The following is a 15,107-nucleotide window of genomic DNA, read 5'->3' as shown; positions in this document are numbered from 1 at the left end:
GTCATGGGCTTCGCCGCAACCTCCTCCGCCGTGGTGATCGGCCTGTCCGGGTACGTCGTCCGCATCGAGGCCGACCTGTCCCCGGGACAGCCCGGCTTCCACCTGCTCGGCCTGCCAGAGGCCACCGCGGCCTGCACGCGGGACCGGGTCCGCGCCGCGATCCTCAACAGCGGCTACACCTGGCCCGACCGGCGCATCACGGTCACCGTGCTGCCCATCGGCACCCCCGTGTATGGGGCAGCCCTGGATGTGGCCATCGCGGTGGCCATCTTGGCCGCCGACGGCACGATCCCCATCGAGCGGCTGGAGCACACGGCGTTCCTCGGTGAGCTCGGCCTGGATGGCTCCATCCGGCATGTCCGCGGCCTGCCGTGTGCCCTGCAGGCCCTGGTCACTTCCGGGATCCGCTGCGTCGCCATCCCCGCCGGTAACGCCACCGACGGCGCTCGGTGTGCGCTCCTTCCGGCAGCGACCCTGGCCGACCTGGTCGGCCATCTCAACCGCGGCATCCCGGCCATCGCGCCGAGCCCGCAGGTCCAGGACATGCCGCCCATCCTCGATCTGGCCGACCTGCCCGGCAACCACGCGGCCCGCCACGCCCTGGAGATCAGCGCGGCCGGTGGGCATCACCTGCTGCTGATCGGGGACGGCCCGGCCACCATGCTGGCCGAACGCCTGCCCGGCATCCTGCCCGACCTCACCGAGGCCACCGTCGATGAGGTGGCCGAGATCCACGCGCTGACCGAAACCCCCCGCCGCAACTGGCGTCCGCCGCTGTGCGCCCCGCACTACACCAACACCACCGCTGCCATCTTCGGCCGCCGCAGCGGCGGCCGCATCCGACCCGGCGCCGTGTCACTGGCGCACGCGGGCGTGCTGTTCCTGGACCAGGCGCCCGAATTCGCCCGCAGCATCCTTCATGGGCTGCGCAGGCCGCTGGAGAACGGCGAGATTCTCCTCGCCGACTGGGAGGGCATCGTGCGCCTGCCCGCCCGCTTCCAGCTCCTGCTGGCCACCTCGCCCTGCCCCTGCGGTGGCATCGGCTCTTGCCGCTGCGGACCGGTAGAACGACGCCACTACCTCGCCCGGCTCGCCGCCCTGCGCGACCGGATCGAGATCACCGCTCCTATCCATCCGCTCGACCGCACTGCCGAACCCGGCGAACCCGGCGAATCGAGCGCCACCGTGGCCGACCGGGTGGCCGCGGCCCGCGCCCGCACCGCCCACCGGCTGACCGGCACCCCGTGGCGGACCAACGCCGAGGTTCCCGCGAGGGAACTGCGCACCTGCCACCGCCTCCACCCGGAAGCCGTCGACCTGCTGGAAGACCGGCTCCGCGCCGGAGCGATCACCCCTAGCACGCTGACGTGCCTGTTGCGCCTGTCCTGGACGCTGGCCGACCTGCGCGAGGCCGCCCGCCCCAGCAGGGACGACGCCCAGCGCGCCCTGCGCCTGTGGCAGGGCGAACCCGCCTAGCCGCATCCCGCCTATGCCTCGGCGGTCAAACCGGCCGCCGAGGCGCCCTTTCGCATGCCCCCTTTTCGCCTGATGGGAGGTCTTCCATGTCCCGCGAGAGCCTGACCTGGCTGAACCAGAACACTCTGATCGGCTTCACCGCCAAGCGCGGCACCGCCTGGCACTACCGCGCCAGCCGCCAGGGCGACGAGCCCAACCACTACCCCGGCCCCATCCCCGTCGCCGACGTCAAACGCCGCCTCTTCCACTGGGAGCCCGTCGAAGGCAGCCTCGAAACGACGTACCTGACCGGCGACGGCGTCACCCGGCTCACCGACCGCACCCGCAAGACGATCATTCGCCCGGACACCGGCCACATCCTCGGCGTCTTCAAACAGGGCTTCCAGATCCACGAATACAAGCGCTGGCTGGTCGAGCACATCGAAACGATTCTGGACGACGACCTGGCCATCGGCTCGGCCGGCCTGCTCAAGAACGGCGCGGTGGCCTGGGTGCAGGTCGAACTGCCCGACACCTGCACCACCCCGGAGGGCATCGCCTTCCGCCCGTTCCTGTCCGCCGCCACCTCCCTGGACGGGTCACTGTCGTCGACCTACCAGACCGGCGCCCAGCTGATCGTCTGCGACAACACCCTGTCCGCCGCCCTGGCCTCGAACAACGCCAAACGCGTGAAGATCAAGCACTCCCGCAACAGCCTCGACCGGATCGTCGACGTCCGCGACGCCCTGGGCATCATTCACCAGGCCGCCGACGCCTTCGCCGCCGAGGTCCGTCAGCTGTGCCGCGTCGAGGTCACTGACGGCCACTGGCGTACCTTCCTGGACCGGCACGTTCCCCTGCCCGCCGAGCGTGGGCAGGGCCGCACCATGGCCCAGAGCAAGCGCCAGGCATTGATGCGGCTGTGGAAGTACGACGAGCGGGTCAGTCCCTGGCGCAATACCGCGTTCGGCGTCCTGCAAGCGGTGAACACCTTCACCCACCACGAGCAGATCGTCCGCGGAGCCGTGCGTGCTGAGCGCAACATGGACCGCGTGGTCAAGGGCAAGATCGACGACCTCGATCTGTCCACGGTGCAGACCCTGGAAAGGGTCCTCGACCGCTCGATCCTGGTCAAGGCCGCCTGAGCTTCTGGTGAGGCTCGTGGCGTAACTCTCGATGCCACGAGCCTCACCGCTCCATGGCAGGATCTGGGGGACTGCGGGGATCGGAGGGCGCGATGAACGACGAGACGGCCGCGCTGCTATTCGACGTGGTCCAGCGCCTCGAAAAGAGCATCATTGCCCGCGAATGCCCCGCGATCGTTGCTCTCCTGGGAGAGCGCCGACTCGTTCTGAGCGACTACGACTACCTTCGCGATCTGCAGTCGGTGGTTTCGTTCGAATCGCGAGCAGCCGCCAAGGCGCTGGAGATCCAGGCGACGCGATGGGTTTTGGCTGTTCCGCAAGTATGGGTGATCACGCCTGACAAGGTCTTCAGCCGGGCTGTGTCCAACCATCCCCTCCGTGAAGGGGAGCATGAAGCGATCACGTGGATGAGCTTCGATCAAAGCGACGGTGTGGACTATGGGCGTGTGCCGTACACGCGCCGCCCTAGCGGGGAGCCGGTGTTCGACGAGCCCGAGATGTTCACGGTAGGCGTGCGTCCAGCTGAGCACATGCCGGGTTACGCCCTCCTGCAGGCCTTCTTGCCGGACGGGTAGGCAGCCGGTAGCCGAGTGCATATGAATTGATGATCATATTGAAGTCCGCTGTGCGGCCTAGATCTAAGCGGAGGGGCTCGCGCCAGTAGCGCGAGCCTCTCCACCGACCTAACTCATACCGATTGGTCAAAAGGTGAGAGCGGTCGCTTCCAGCGTACGCCGGTGTCATCCGGGGCGTACGGCTCCCGCGAATTCGGCCTCTCGTCCCGCCGTCCACAGGCCAACCTGTACCTTGCTGCCGGTAGTGGGCGCATGTACGTAGCGCTTGCCGTCGATGTTCAGGACTACATGATGGATCGTGTTCGGGTTCTTCGGATCGGTGGCGAAGAACACCAGATCTCCCGGCCTGAGCTGCGAGCGCGGTACGCGGACGCCTGCGCGCCATTGCGTCGAGGTGTGCCCGCCGATCCTCACGCCGGCCCTGGCCCAGGCGTATTCGGCCAGGCCTGAGCAGTCGAAACCCTTCGTTCCGGAGCCGTGGGCGATTCCGTAGCCGGGTCCGGCGGGGCCGCCACCGCCCCACGAGTACGGCACTCCGATCATCTTGAGTGCGGCGGCGAGGGCGACCGCGCCTCTGCCGGAGGTCTGGATCGCTGCGAGGGTCGCCGGGTCCAGCACTTGACCGATCTGCCGGGACAGTTCGTCGCAGAGCTGGCTGGCCACGGTCCTGACGATCTCCTCGGCCAGCCGCCCCGTGTCGCCTCCGGCCTTGACGCGCTTACGTGCGCTCGGTAGTGCGCCGGCCTCGAGTGCATGTTTGACGTCAGCCACGACGGTCTCTCGCGAAACCCCGAGCGAGGTCGCCAGCTCGATGCTCTCGCGTACTGCTTTGGTGTCCGCCGCGGAGAGTTGCACAGCGTCATTGGGGTTGCCGGTCACGCGACGGCCGGTGAGTGCGGTGACGAGGCGTTCCGCGCGGTTCTCGTGCTTGGCGTAGGCATCCGGGAAGGCCGAACGTTGCACGGCTTGAGCCACGGTGGTGAGTGGCTTGGTGGTCCAGCTCTTGATTCTGGTCAGTCGATCGAAGAAGGCCCGTGCGGCATAACGCGGATCCAAGACCTGGGCCCGCGTGCCCCAGCCATGCTGCGGGTGTTGCTGGAAGATCCCGAAGGCCCGTCCCTGGTCACCCACCTTTTTCTGATTGAGAGACGATTCCTGGAGAGCTGCGGCGATGCCGATGACGGCGGCGCGGCGAGGGAGCCGGAGTTCATCGGCCGTGTCGATGATGATTCGCGCGTTGGCTGCTTGTGCTGGTGTCAGGCGAAGCTGCTTCGAGGTCGGGGCGGACTTGGGGACGGAGGGCTTGCCTCGATACGTGCATACGGCTGAGGCAAGCTTCATGGGGTCGGCTTTGGAAGAGGCGTACTGGCCTCCGCCGACCATCCCCGCCAGCATGACGATGCCGGAGACCAGCCCACCGCCCGCGATGATGGCCTTGGCGAGCCCGGCTTCGAGGATCATTCGCTGTCCTCCTCGGGCGACTCAGGCGCCACCTGAGGGCCGAGGCCGGGCCAGTGCTTGGCCAACTCGGCCAGCCTGAAGCGAGGACGGTCGAGATCGGTCGGCAGCCATCGGGCGCCGGCGGGACCGTCGTCGACCATGCCGTTGACGGTGTCGGCGTGGCCGGTGGCGATCGGGACGAACATGTTCGCCGGGTGGTGCTTGAGCTTCTTGCGGAGATTGGCCTCGCGGCGCTCGCCTTGGACCCAGAACAGAACGGGGGTGACGATCCGGCTGGACTCGGTCAGCCGGGCGTAGCCGTCGAGCTTGTGGGCGACCCGGTCCAGAGGTTCGGTGCCGGTGTCGTATTCGAGGAAGAACTCGATGTTGTGTAGCCCTTCAGTCCAGCGTCCGTAGGCGTCCGGCTTGGCCATGGATCCCCATTCAGCGGCGCAGCGGTGTTCGGGCCACCATGTGGTCAGCTCGGTTACCGGATGGCGGCGGGCGAAGCCGTACAGGCTGGCGGCGATCCCGTTGGTGCCTACGGTGTGCGCCAGCCGCTGGCTGTAGACGATGCTGAGGACCCGGTCGCGGCGGTAGCCGAAGTCGGACAGGTCGACGCCTTCTTCGGAAGCGAGCACGGCGGCGGCGGTCTCGCCGATGACGTAGTGGTACGGCGCGGTGCCCATGGCGGGCGGAAGGTTGGGGCGGAAGCGCTCCAGGATGCCCATACGCGTCAGGGCCAGCAGGCGTCGGCGCGCGGCGTCGTCGGTGTCGAAGAACATCTCGCTGACCTGGGGCGAGGTCAGGACCCGGAAGTCGCGGATCAGGCGGATCAGGGCCCGGTCGCGCTGGGTGAGGCGAACTGCGAGCTCGGCGAGCATGCGAGGTGTGTAGCGGATGGTTGACATGGTGATCGTCTCCTTTTCAGAGGGTGTGCCGGGCGTCCGGCCTGCGGTTGGTTGTGGTGGACGTTCGACCGTGAGCCCGTGCCGCGGCCGCGCGGATGCGGCGGGCGACATCGCTGGAAGGTTCGGGGAGGGGCCTGGTGCGCAGGGTGAACGGCGGTGCTTCCGCTGAGCGCACGACCAGGCGGGCGGCGGCTTGGAAGGCGTCGAAGTTGGCCAGGTCGTGCGCGGTCAGGAAGGGGCTGAAGTGGTGCTCTACGTCGTGGGCGTCCTCGGGCGAGAGCGAGAAGTAGATCTTGTTGCGGGCGTCGGATGAGATGGCCTGGCGGAGCTGGCGGGGAAGCTGTGCCAGGTGCTGGTGGGCGAGAGTGAGGGAGACGCGGTAGGCGCGGGCCTCGGCGAGCATGTCTGCCAGCGCGTGCGGCAGCGTGAGGAAGTTGTGGCACTCGTCCACGTACATTGCGGCCGGGCGGCGCGGGTAGTCGGACTTGGCCCGGCGGGAGGCGGTCTGCCAGACCTGGGCGAGGATCATCGAGCCGAGCAGGCGGGCGGAGTCGTCGCCCAGGACGCCCTTGGGGAGCCGGACGAGGAGAATGCCGCCGTCGAGCACCTGGCTCAGATCGAAGGTTGAGCTGGCCGAGCCGATCACGTCCCGGACGAAGGGCCGCAGGAGGAAGGCCCGCAGCTTGTTCATGATGGGAGCAGTGACGTTGGCCTGGGCCGGCTCGGACAGGGCGGAGTACCAGCTCCAGAAGCCGCGCAGCAGCGGGTCGCTGATTGTGGCGGTCTGCTGACGGCGGAAGGTCGCATCGGAGAGCAGGGTGGGGATGTCGGCGAGGGTGCCGCCGTTGCGGGCGAGGGTAAGGGCGCAGCCGCGCAGGATGTCGTCGGTCCGAGGTCCCCAGTAGTCGGCGTAGATCTGGTGGAAGATGCCGACCAGGTTGTCCACGCCCATGGCCAGGTCGGGACCGCCAAGGACGTTCAGGGACGGCCGGGGGTGGCGGTCGTCGGGGTCGATCAGGACGACCTTGTCGGCCTTGTCTTCTGGGATCAGGCCGAGGAGGTCGCGAACGAGGTCGCCTTTGGCCTCGATGACCACCACGCCGCGATCGGCCTCGATGTCGGACAGGATCATCTGGGCCAGGAGGGTGGACTTGCCGGTGCCGTTGGGTCCCATCACGTGGACGTGGTGGAAGGAGTCGGCGACCTGCAGCGCGACGGGGCGATCGTGGCCTGCGTCGGAGAAGCCGAGCACCTTGGCGTTCGGCCCACCGCGGGACACCTTTGGGGAGGGTGAAACGGTGTTGGCTCCAGCTCGCTGGAGTCCGGGGACAGCGACGTCGAGGGGAAGGTGGGCGATCGCGGACAGCTCGGGAACCGACAACAGGTAGCCGCGGTTCATCCGGCGTGAGGCGAGGCGGCGGGCGGGCAGGAAGAGGCGGCGTCGTTTCAGCCGGTTGTGGCCTGTGAAGAGGGCGAAGGCCGAGGCGATTGCGTGGGCGCGGCCGCGGATGGCATTCTTGCGGATCTTGCGTGCAGCTTTTGCGGCGGCAAGGTCACCGGATGTGGGCTTGTCTGCCTGCACGGCGTAGCGGATCGCGACTTCGTATCGGGAGTGGTGAGCCTTGTCCCTGATCGCGTGGGCCTCTGCCGACCTCTCCAGGCGACCGACGCGGTCGTCGGTGGGCTGGCGCGCATGACTTGGCCCAGGGACGAGGAAGTCGAGTGGAACCCGGACCAGCAGGGCTATGGCGCCGCCCCAAGTGCTGATGAGTCGGCGGCCGGTCGCCGGGCGGGCGAGGACCTGGACACAGCCGTGCTGCCAGCCCGGCATGCCAACCGCCGCTCCAAGGAGCGCGCGGAGCGGGTCGCTGCTGTGAGTGTGCCGGATCGGTAGCCGTTCGGCTCGGGCCAGGACAAACTGGCCGCCACTTGCGAACCCGTCGGTGGGGATCGGCGGGGCTGCTTTGCGGATGGCCGTACGGGAGGAGGGCCAGGCCGCCTCGATGGCGTGCTCGACGAGGCCTTGAGGGACGGAGCCCGGTACCCACAGAGAGACCTTGACGCCGTCCGCGCCAATGGCGTACTCGAAGGCGAGGTGCGGTTGCCCGAACACCAGCCGCTTCCACGACGGCCTCAGCAGGCCGACGAGGTTGCCCCAGAGTGCTTCGGCACCCGGCATGTTCGCCACCGGCGGCGCGAGGATCTCCACGCACCTTGCACCTTGTGCCAGGCGCCGATGGCGCAGCCGTACGACACAGATGCGCAGCAGGGCGCTGAGCACGCCGAGCACCTCGACGCCGATGAGGAACGCAACGATGTGCCAGTAGTAGATGGACAACCAGTCGAGCACCTGCTCCAGGGCGTCGGGGTCGTTGAGGAAGTCGTAGATCACAGCTCGGCCTCCGCGTAGTCGAGCTCGGCCAGTTCCTGTGGCGAGGAGGTGACGAGGTCGTGTTCGCGGGCGCTGGCAATTACCTGGAGCGGGCATCGTTGTCCGCTCGCGCCGGCGGTGAGCAGGCCGGTGCCCCTTTCTGCGGACAGCAGCAGCTGGCGTTCGCCGTCGGAGAGCCGGAAGGCCTCTGTGACCTTGTCGATGGCCTGGGGAGCCTGGCGGAGCAGGATCTGGGTGGTGGAGTTGGCGACGATGGCCTGGCCGACTTCGGAGCCGAGCAGGTCGGCGGCGTCTTGGGTGACCACGGACAGGCCCGCCCAGTGCTTCCGGGCGGATTTGGCCATACGCAGCAGGAATTGTGCGCCCGCGGGAATCCTCATCAGCAGCCAGGCCTCGTCGACAACGACCAGGCGCGGGCGCCGGTTGCAGGGGTCGGAGACGCGGCGCCAGATTGCGTCCAGCGTCAGGAGGGTGCCGACCGCCTTGAGCTCTTCCGGCAGATCCCGAAGCGAGAAAACGATCAGGTGGGAGTCGGGGCGGGTCGTCGTCGGGCCGTCGAAGAGCTGACGGTGGCTGCCGGAGACGTACGGCGCGAGCCCGGCTGCCAGTTCTTTGGCCTTGGGGTCGGAGTCTTCCTCCAGGTTGGCCGCCAGATCTCGTAGCAGTGGCGGCCGTCTGTTCCAGGTCTGCGGGGCCGTGGTGATGCCCGCTTGCCGGTAGGTGGCCAGGATGGCGCGGTCGAGTGCGGCCTTGCCGGAGTTTCCGAGCGGCTCGCCGAGCATGACCGCGATCAGCGTGTGCAGGAACAGCGCCCGCCGTGTGAGGGGGTCCTCGCCTCGCTGGTTCTTCGGCGGCAGGTCGAGCGGGTTGAGGCGGACCTGGGGCGCACCGAGGTGGACGTAGGCGCCGCCTACCGCGTGCGCGAGACGGGCGTACTCGTCTTCGGGGTCAATGACGGCGACCTCGATGCCCGCATACAACGAGCGCAGCGCCTCCAGTTTGGTCAGGTAGCTCTTGCCGCTTCCGGAGCGTGCCAGGGTGACGGAGTTGTGGTTGTCCTGGGCGAACCGGTCCCATGCGATCAGGGAGGCGCTCGCGGTGTTGGCGCCGTACAGCACGGCCGTGGAGCCGAGTTCGGCGGTCAGATCGGGGCTGGTGAAGGGGAACGCGGCGGCCAGGGCAGGGGTGTCGAAGGTGCGGCGCATGGCGAGGTTGTCGTAGGCGAAGGGAAGTGAGGAGACCCAGCCCTGCAGCTGTCGGAAGGTGACCTGGCGAGCGTCCAGGAGCAGGGAAGCGGCCAGTGCGCGGACCTGGGCGCAGGCGTCGTCCAGCTCGTCTGCGGTGGTGGCGTGCGCGGTGAGATAGATCGAGGCTCGGAAGAGCTTGGCCTGGCCGCGCGCGATCCGGGAGGCCAGTTCCTGGGCGTCTTCGGCGGCGGCCTCGGTGCCCGGGTCCAGCAGCCGGCCGTGCTCATGATCGGAGCGCAGCCCGGATTCCAGCCGGGCCAGTTGCTTGCGCAGGCGGTCGGCGGCGACCAGGGAGGGGACGGGTTCGAGGTGCAGGGAGACATCGAGCCGTCCTGGATAAGTGAGCAGCGGTTCCAGCCAGCCGGGCGCGACCTCGCGCGGGTAGCCGGTGATCGCCAGAGTGGCGCAGAGGCTTTCGCCGACCCGTAGATGCCGGGCTTGGATCTCCACAGCCTGTGGACCGAATTCGGCCGTGCTGGAGGGAGTGCGGCGAATCTTCACCAGGTGCCTCCTGTCGTGATGACCTCGCCGGGCAGGGCGATGTCGTCGTCGGGTAGCGGAGGGGCTGAGGGGTCGAAGCAAGAGGCCAGCAGCGCAGTGACGGTCCGGGCGTCCAGAAGACGGGCGGTGAGCCCGCAGGAGCCGAGCACCCTGGAGGCCTCGTCCAGGCGGCGCAGCGCTCGCGCGGCGGCCGTGTTGCGGCTGTTGGCCCCGGCGGCCGGCTCGCGGATGATCAGCAGGACCTGGCGGCGCAGCAGGTCATGGCGGGCGGACAGCTCTTGCAGGAACGCGGCGTGTTCGAGCGCGGCGGAGGCGAGCGCAGGATGAGGCAGTTGCCGGGCGTTGTCCTGCAGCGAGGCGACGGTCTCGGTCAGGTCGACGCGTTCAGCACGGACCAGGACTTGAGCGGGGCCGGACAGTGAGTTGAGCCAGCGGCCGAAGACAGCGACCAGGGCGTCCTGCTCGTCCGGGGTGCGCAGGGCGAAGCTCACGGTGGAGACCTCGGCCACGGCGGCGACGCCGTCCGGCCCGAGATCGATCAGACCGTCGCCCACGACGCCGCGGGCGGGGAGCTTGAGCGGCGCGGGCGGGCGTTGGGTACCGGCCGCGATCCAGGTGGGTGGCATGGGGATGTCCTCGCAGGATGTGACCAGGTGCTTGGGGGAGCGGTGGTGCCGGATGGCGGCCAGGACGTAGCGGTCGAGGGAGATGCCGTCGCGTTGCCCGATGGCCAGGAGGATCGCGCCGACCGCGATGGGCAGGGCCACTGCCGCGGAAACCACGAGCGGCACGTGGTGGCCGACCGCCATGTAGGCGGCATAGAGGGTGGCGCCGGTGCCGAGCAGGATGGCAAGCTGCCGGGCGGTGAACGAAGCAATGATCTTGTCGGGTTGCTCCACGTCAGCCGGGATCCGCACCGGCTCAACCCAGCTCACCGCTCCTCACCGCCGCGGCTTGTCCCCCTGCCGCCGCGTTGGCGGGCACGGTGATCTCGGCCGGTCGCCGATGCGGGAGTCCCAGGAACATTGGCTTGGGCTGGTGGCGCGGGGCGGGTGTCAGGTGGGACCCACACCGTTGAGTTGGCAAGCGGTGAGGAAATCCGAATGGGGCGCGCAGTTGAAGGGACGGCCCCTGAGACAGCCGGAGTGGACATCCCCGGCGGAGTCCATCGCCGGGCCGGATCCGACCAGCGATAGTAGGCCTCAGGAGTCCAGGAGGCGCCCCGGTTGACCCGGGCCTGCGGATCGGGCGGGGTCCACGGGCGCGCGGGAGATTGCCGACGCGGTTGCCGTCCGGGAGTCGCAGGCGCGTTGGCCCTCGCGGCCCCTTGCTGCGCGACCCTTGAACTCTTCGCTGTCCGAGCGCCACGCACGGCCACAGCGGTGCTGGCCGCGGCAGTCCCGGCAGGTCCGCCGATCGTGCCGGCAATGACCTTGCCTGCCACCGCGCCGGTTGCCGCCCTGCCGACGCGGCCCTTGCCGCCGCCCCTGCCGCCTTTGCCGAGATGCAGGGCCTTCAGGACCGGCATGGTGAGTTTCGACACCACGGCGTACTTGAAGATCCGTAGAATCGTCGACCGGTTGCCCTGGACGAAGATCCTCCGCTGGATCCAGGACGGGATGCGTACCAGGATGATCAGCAGGCAGAGAGCCAGGACGAGGTTGACCAGTTGTCCCGTCGGGGCAAGACCGAGCAGGAACCGGCCGTCCTGGTTGAAGAAGACCCGCACCGCGACGACCAGCGTCAGCGACTGGGCGACCTGGATGACCAGCAGACCAGTGAAGGCGCGCCACCAGAACCGGGCCACCCCATCGGTATGCGGCAGCGCATGGCAGGCCAGGGCCAAGGGCGCGGCCACCACCAGCAGTAGCACGAGCGCGGACCGCATCACGAAGCTGACCAGCAGGAGGAGCAACAAGACGATCGCGACGAGTTCGAGCAGGATGTAGAAGATCTGTGAGTTGCTCGGCGGCAGGATGAGCTGCCGTAGCTGCGTTGTCGCCCGCTTGGCGTCGAAGTCTTGCCCGAGAAGCGCCGTGGACACCCCGTTGGCGAGCTGGATGAGCTTGCCGCAGATCGGAAAGCTCATATTGGACGCCAGCATGGCCATCGCCAGGCGCGGCAGGACCTCCTTGACCGCGTAGCGCGTCTGCACCGTCTGATGGCCCATCGCGATCACGGCGCCGATCGTGGCCAGGAGAAGAAAGGCCGAGTCCGCCATGATCGCCGTGACCTTCCACAGGTCGAAGACTCGGCCGGAACTGGAGACGTCAGGTGTGGCCAGCAGTGTCACCGCGAGTGCGTCGAGCAGCGGCTTGATGGCAGAGGCGGCCAGATGGGCGAACCAGCTGTTGATCTGTTTGATCATCCAGTCGCCGAAACCGAAGCTGATCTGCGGAGGCGAGGGCAACGTCTCCTGAGCGGGGGAAGGCTCAGGACTCGGGGAAGGGGTGGGTTCGGCCCATGCGCTGCCGGCGGCAATTCCGAATGCCGCTGCCGCGATGGCAGTAACGATCAGGACCCGAGCGGTTGCCGGGATCGTGGGAGGTGGCGTCATGGTGGTCACCCGCCGCCCACGATGCGCTTGAGCACGCTGACGAACAGCGGCGCCAGGACCGCCAGGCCGTAGCCGTACGCGGCCGCCTTGAGCGCAGCTTTGGCCTTCTGGACCTCGCCGGGATCGCCGCCCGCCACTAGGTAACGCAGGCCGCCGACGGTGAGCATGAGCGTTGCCAGGGTGGCAAGCAGGCCGACGAGCCAGTTCCGCAGGTTGTCGAAGACCGTGTTGAGATCCTTGGGCGGTGCGGCGGCGCGCAGGAGTGTCGGTGCGTCGGCCAAGGCCGCCGCTGCCGTAGCGGCAAGGACGATGACAACCACTGCCGCTACCAGTGCGCCGCGGTAGAGGCGGCAGCGCCGTAGTGGTGAAGGGTTCCGCGCGGAGCCGGTGGGGTTGCCCCAGCCTCCCTTCTGTTCGGTGGTGATGGGCTTCGGATCTGAGGTGATCCGGCTCCGCGCGGAAGTCTTGGGGGTGCTCTCCGCCCTCCTGCGGATGGCGGAAGTGATCGCAAGCGGCAGCGCCGGATCGGCGTCACTTGCCAGAACGGCATCGGCGAGGATTGCCTCAAACCGCTGCCGTTCCTTCTTGACCGCGTCGCACGGCAGCCCGAGCGCGGCTGCGACAGCCTCGTCCGCCGCGCGGCCTTGCAACCGTGTTGGCAGGATCGGCTCGGCATCCGGCTGATTGACGACGCCCGTGGCAATCGCGTCGGCCACGACGGGATCTGGATGTCCCGATGACGCGGCAGGCTTGGCGGAAGCGTGGCCCGACATATGCCGCGCGGCCTCAGTCTCGATATTGCGCCGGGCTCGCTCGCCAGCACGCCGGGCGGCCGCGCACATCCGGTGCAGCACGCTGGGCGGATCGAGGTCAATGTTCTTCACGGCGGCGATGAACGCGGCAAGGACCTCGATGTCGATTGCCGCGCGGTCCTGGGTGGCGTGGTGGTAGAGGGACAGCCGCCCGCAGGTGCGACGGAGGGCGGGCACCGCCGTACCGACCGCCCCTACGAGCCACTTCGGGCCATCCCGGCGAGCCCGAATCACGAGCTCGCGCCAGACGATGTCGCGTGTGGCGTTGCACAGGGTCTGTGAGGTCAGAAGATCGCGAAGCTCGGTCAGCAGGATCAGGCGGCGGGGGAGCTCGTGGGAGAGTTCCGTGCCATTGAGGGCCAGGCCGCCGGGAGCGCACGCGACGAGTTGGAAGACGTGCTCGGCGACATCGAACGGTGAGAGGTCCTTCAGGGGCGTCTCGCGAAGGTCGGTACTCATCGGGTGGCTCCACTGCGAGAGGAATTTCGGTCTCGCCACCCGGTGTAGGCACCACTTCTGGCAACCCTCGTGCGGTCGTGACTAGTGACCTTGCGCCGAGAGTGAGCACTTTGATCCGCCAGAGATCATCTTCTGCCGCATATCACCTGCTCACTCTGTGCCAGAGGGTCGCCGAAGGTCCTTGTTCACCTGTGAATGCGCCTTGCGGCGGTTCTCATGCCGGCGTGGGCGCTGCGGATCTGAGGCCCGCCCCAACTGGCGATGACGACGCGCATCCACGCCGCATCACCGACATCCACTACCACTGATCAATCTGTTTCAGATGGCCGAAAAGGAGCAGGGACCTCCACGGTTCCCGCTCTGCGGCTGCTGTCACTCGGCGCCGGTGACCACGCCGACGAAGGGTCGGCGCGATGAGGCAGCCCTACTGGACCGACGGCCCCTCCACCCTGTACCTCGGCGATGCACGTGAGATACTCGCCGAGCTCCCAGCCGCCTCGATGGACTGCATCGTCACCAGCCCGCCGTACTACGGCCTTCGCGACTACGGCGTGGAGGGACAGTACGGTCAGGAGTCCACGCCGGCCGCCTACGTGGAAACGCTCACCACGACCTTCCGCGAGGCGCGGAGAGTGCTGGCGGATGATGGAACGCTCTGGCTCAACATCGGCGACTGCTACGCCGCGAACTCAGACGGCTGGGCACGGGGTGCCGACTACAACCAGCATCAACCGGTCGTCCGTCCGCGCTCGCGGCTATCGGTGCCGCCCAAGAACCTGCTCGGCATGCCGTGGCGAGTCGCCTTCGCCCTTCAAGAGGACGGCTGGATCCTGCGGAACGCCATCGTCTGGCACAAACCGAACGCGATGCCGCAGTCCGTACTGGATCGCGTCTCCACCCGATACGAGCTGATCTTCCTGCTCGTGAAGCAGCGTCGCTACTGGTTCGATCTAGATGCAATCCGTGAGACCTATACAGGCGATCGACCTCTGTCTCGCCGCGCGCGCCATGGCGGCAACAAGCCCAACAGCATCACGACCGCCTGGCCGGGCAACGGCAAGTACCACAATGATCAAGATGCCTTCTGCGGCAAGCACCACGGCACATCCATGCTGGCAACAGGGCAACGGCATACCGCCGCACACCCACAGGGCAGAAACCCCGGAGACGTGTGGTCGATCTCCACTCGCCCGCTCAAGGCCGCGCACTTCGCGGCCTTCCCCATCGACATCCCGCTACGGGCCATTGCCGCCGGCTGCCGGCCCGGCGGCACCGTCTGCGACCCGTTTGCCGGAGCGGCAACCACGGCTCTTGCCGCGTGGCAACTCGGCAGATCGTTCATCGGAATCGAGATCAGCGAACCGTTCTGCGACCTCGCCCGCGCACGCATAGTGGCCGCCGCTGCCGAGTCGGCTGCGAAGGAGCTCGAAGAGTGACTCCCAGGCTACAAAGGGCCTGCTCGGGGCCTCCCGAATCCCATTCAGAGCCGTACGCTGGCGGGCCCGGAACAGCAGGCAATCCGTCCGCCATCCGGGTGGTGCCGCCTGATGAGCCGCCGTGCCTGACCCCGGGAGCGGCGGTCGCGTTGCTCCGCATCCTGCTTGGCGCCCATG

11 protein-coding genes are annotated in these 15,107 nt (G+C 68.2%); 4 read left to right on the top strand and 7 right to left on the bottom strand.

The features are described from left to right. Positions 1-3 precede the first annotated feature (3 nt). The 3 genes from AB0J69_RS12280 (at position 4) to AB0J69_RS12270 (ending at position 3,175) form a co-directional block, all read left to right on the top strand. Positions 4-1,476, top strand: coding sequence for an ATP-binding protein (locus AB0J69_RS12280; protein WP_364115940.1), 1,473 nt, complete (start codon positions 4-6; stop codon positions 1,474-1,476). Between the two features lie 86 nt (positions 1,477-1,562). Then, positions 1,563-2,600: a DUF932 domain-containing protein gene (locus AB0J69_RS12275; RefSeq protein WP_364115937.1), complete on the top strand. Its 1,038-nt coding sequence runs from the start codon at positions 1,563-1,565 to the stop codon at positions 2,598-2,600. A 92-nt stretch (positions 2,601-2,692) separates the two neighbouring features. Next, entirely contained in the window at positions 2,693-3,175 is a 483-nt protein-coding gene (locus AB0J69_RS12270) for a hypothetical protein (RefSeq protein WP_364115934.1), read from the top strand. 165 nt (positions 3,176-3,340) lie between these two features. On the opposite strand, the gene AB0J69_RS12265 is transcribed toward AB0J69_RS12270, so the two are convergent. The 7 genes from AB0J69_RS12265 to AB0J69_RS12235 are packed head-to-tail and all read right to left on the bottom strand — an operon-like array spanning position 3,341 to position 13,494. After that, positions 3,341-4,636, bottom strand: coding sequence for a C40 family peptidase (locus AB0J69_RS12265; protein WP_364115931.1), 1,296 nt, complete (start codon positions 4,634-4,636; stop codon positions 3,341-3,343). Continuing rightward, a complete protein-coding gene (locus AB0J69_RS12260; protein WP_364115928.1) occupies positions 4,633-5,526 on the bottom strand; it encodes a replication-relaxation family protein in 894 nt (297 codons plus the stop codon). Before AB0J69_RS12260 ends, AB0J69_RS12265 begins: the two co-directional genes overlap by 4 nt. A gap of 16 nt (positions 5,527-5,542) precedes the next feature. Further along, positions 5,543-7,918 (bottom strand): ATP-binding protein, encoded by a 2,376-nt coding sequence (locus tag AB0J69_RS12255; RefSeq protein ID WP_364115925.1) that lies wholly within the window; start codon positions 7,916-7,918, stop codon positions 5,543-5,545. Then, positions 7,915-9,666, bottom strand: coding sequence for a DUF87 domain-containing protein (locus AB0J69_RS12250; RefSeq protein ID WP_364115922.1), 1,752 nt, complete (start codon positions 9,664-9,666; stop codon positions 7,915-7,917). The genes AB0J69_RS12255 and AB0J69_RS12250 overlap by 4 nt, the downstream gene beginning before the upstream one ends. Further along, a complete protein-coding gene (locus AB0J69_RS12245; RefSeq protein WP_364115919.1) occupies positions 9,663-10,601 on the bottom strand; it encodes a PrgI family protein in 939 nt (312 codons plus the stop codon). Before AB0J69_RS12245 ends, AB0J69_RS12250 begins: the two co-directional genes overlap by 4 nt. Beyond that, on the bottom strand, positions 10,598-12,223 hold the full coding sequence (locus tag AB0J69_RS12240; RefSeq protein WP_364116288.1) for a conjugal transfer protein TrbL family protein: 1,626 nt from the start codon (positions 12,221-12,223) through the stop codon (positions 10,598-10,600). Before AB0J69_RS12240 ends, AB0J69_RS12245 begins: the two co-directional genes overlap by 4 nt. Positions 12,224-12,228: 5 nt before the next feature. Continuing rightward, positions 12,229-13,494 carry a hypothetical protein gene (locus AB0J69_RS12235; RefSeq protein WP_364115917.1) on the bottom strand — a complete coding sequence of 422 codons (1,266 nt, stop codon included), beginning with the start codon at positions 13,492-13,494 and terminating at the stop codon, positions 12,229-12,231. A gap of 413 nt (positions 13,495-13,907) precedes the next feature. Here AB0J69_RS12235 and AB0J69_RS12230 point away from each other — a divergent pair, with 413 nt between their 5' ends. Then, positions 13,908-14,930, top strand: a complete 1,023-nt coding sequence (locus tag AB0J69_RS12230; protein ID WP_364115914.1) for a site-specific DNA-methyltransferase — start codon at positions 13,908-13,910, stop codon at positions 14,928-14,930. Positions 14,931-15,107: the final 177 nt, after the last annotated feature.

The organism is Nonomuraea sp. NPDC049709 (assembly GCF_040674815.1).
Lineage (GTDB): Bacteria > Actinomycetota > Actinomycetes > Streptosporangiales > Streptosporangiaceae > Nonomuraea.
The sequence above is the reverse complement of the archived record's forward strand: the minus strand, read 5'-3'. Positions and strand labels throughout refer to the sequence as shown.

What these genes read in the sequence shown, in the direction of transcription:
- AB0J69_RS12230 (WP_364115914.1), top strand. Translation starts at nt 13,908, where the DNA reads ATGAGGCAGCCCTACTGGACCGACGGCCCCTCCACCCTGTACCTCGGC.
- AB0J69_RS12275 (WP_364115937.1), top strand. Translation starts at nt 1,563, where the DNA reads ATGTCCCGCGAGAGCCTGACCTGGCTGAACCAGAACACTCTGATCGGC.
- AB0J69_RS12265 (WP_364115931.1), bottom strand. Translation starts at nt 4,636, where the DNA reads ATGATCCTCGAAGCCGGGCTCGCCAAGGCCATCATCGCGGGCGGTGGG.
- AB0J69_RS12260 (WP_364115928.1), bottom strand. Translation starts at nt 5,526, where the DNA reads ATGTCAACCATCCGCTACACACCTCGCATGCTCGCCGAGCTCGCAGTT.
- AB0J69_RS12240 (WP_364116288.1), bottom strand. Translation starts at nt 12,223, where the DNA reads ATGACGCCACCTCCCACGATCCCGGCAACCGCTCGGGTCCTGATCGTT.
- AB0J69_RS12280 (WP_364115940.1), top strand. Translation starts at nt 4, where the DNA reads ATGGGCTTCGCCGCAACCTCCTCCGCCGTGGTGATCGGCCTGTCCGGG.
- AB0J69_RS12235 (WP_364115917.1), bottom strand. Translation starts at nt 13,494, where the DNA reads ATGAGTACCGACCTTCGCGAGACGCCCCTGAAGGACCTCTCACCGTTC.
- AB0J69_RS12270 (WP_364115934.1), top strand. Translation starts at nt 2,693, where the DNA reads ATGAACGACGAGACGGCCGCGCTGCTATTCGACGTGGTCCAGCGCCTC.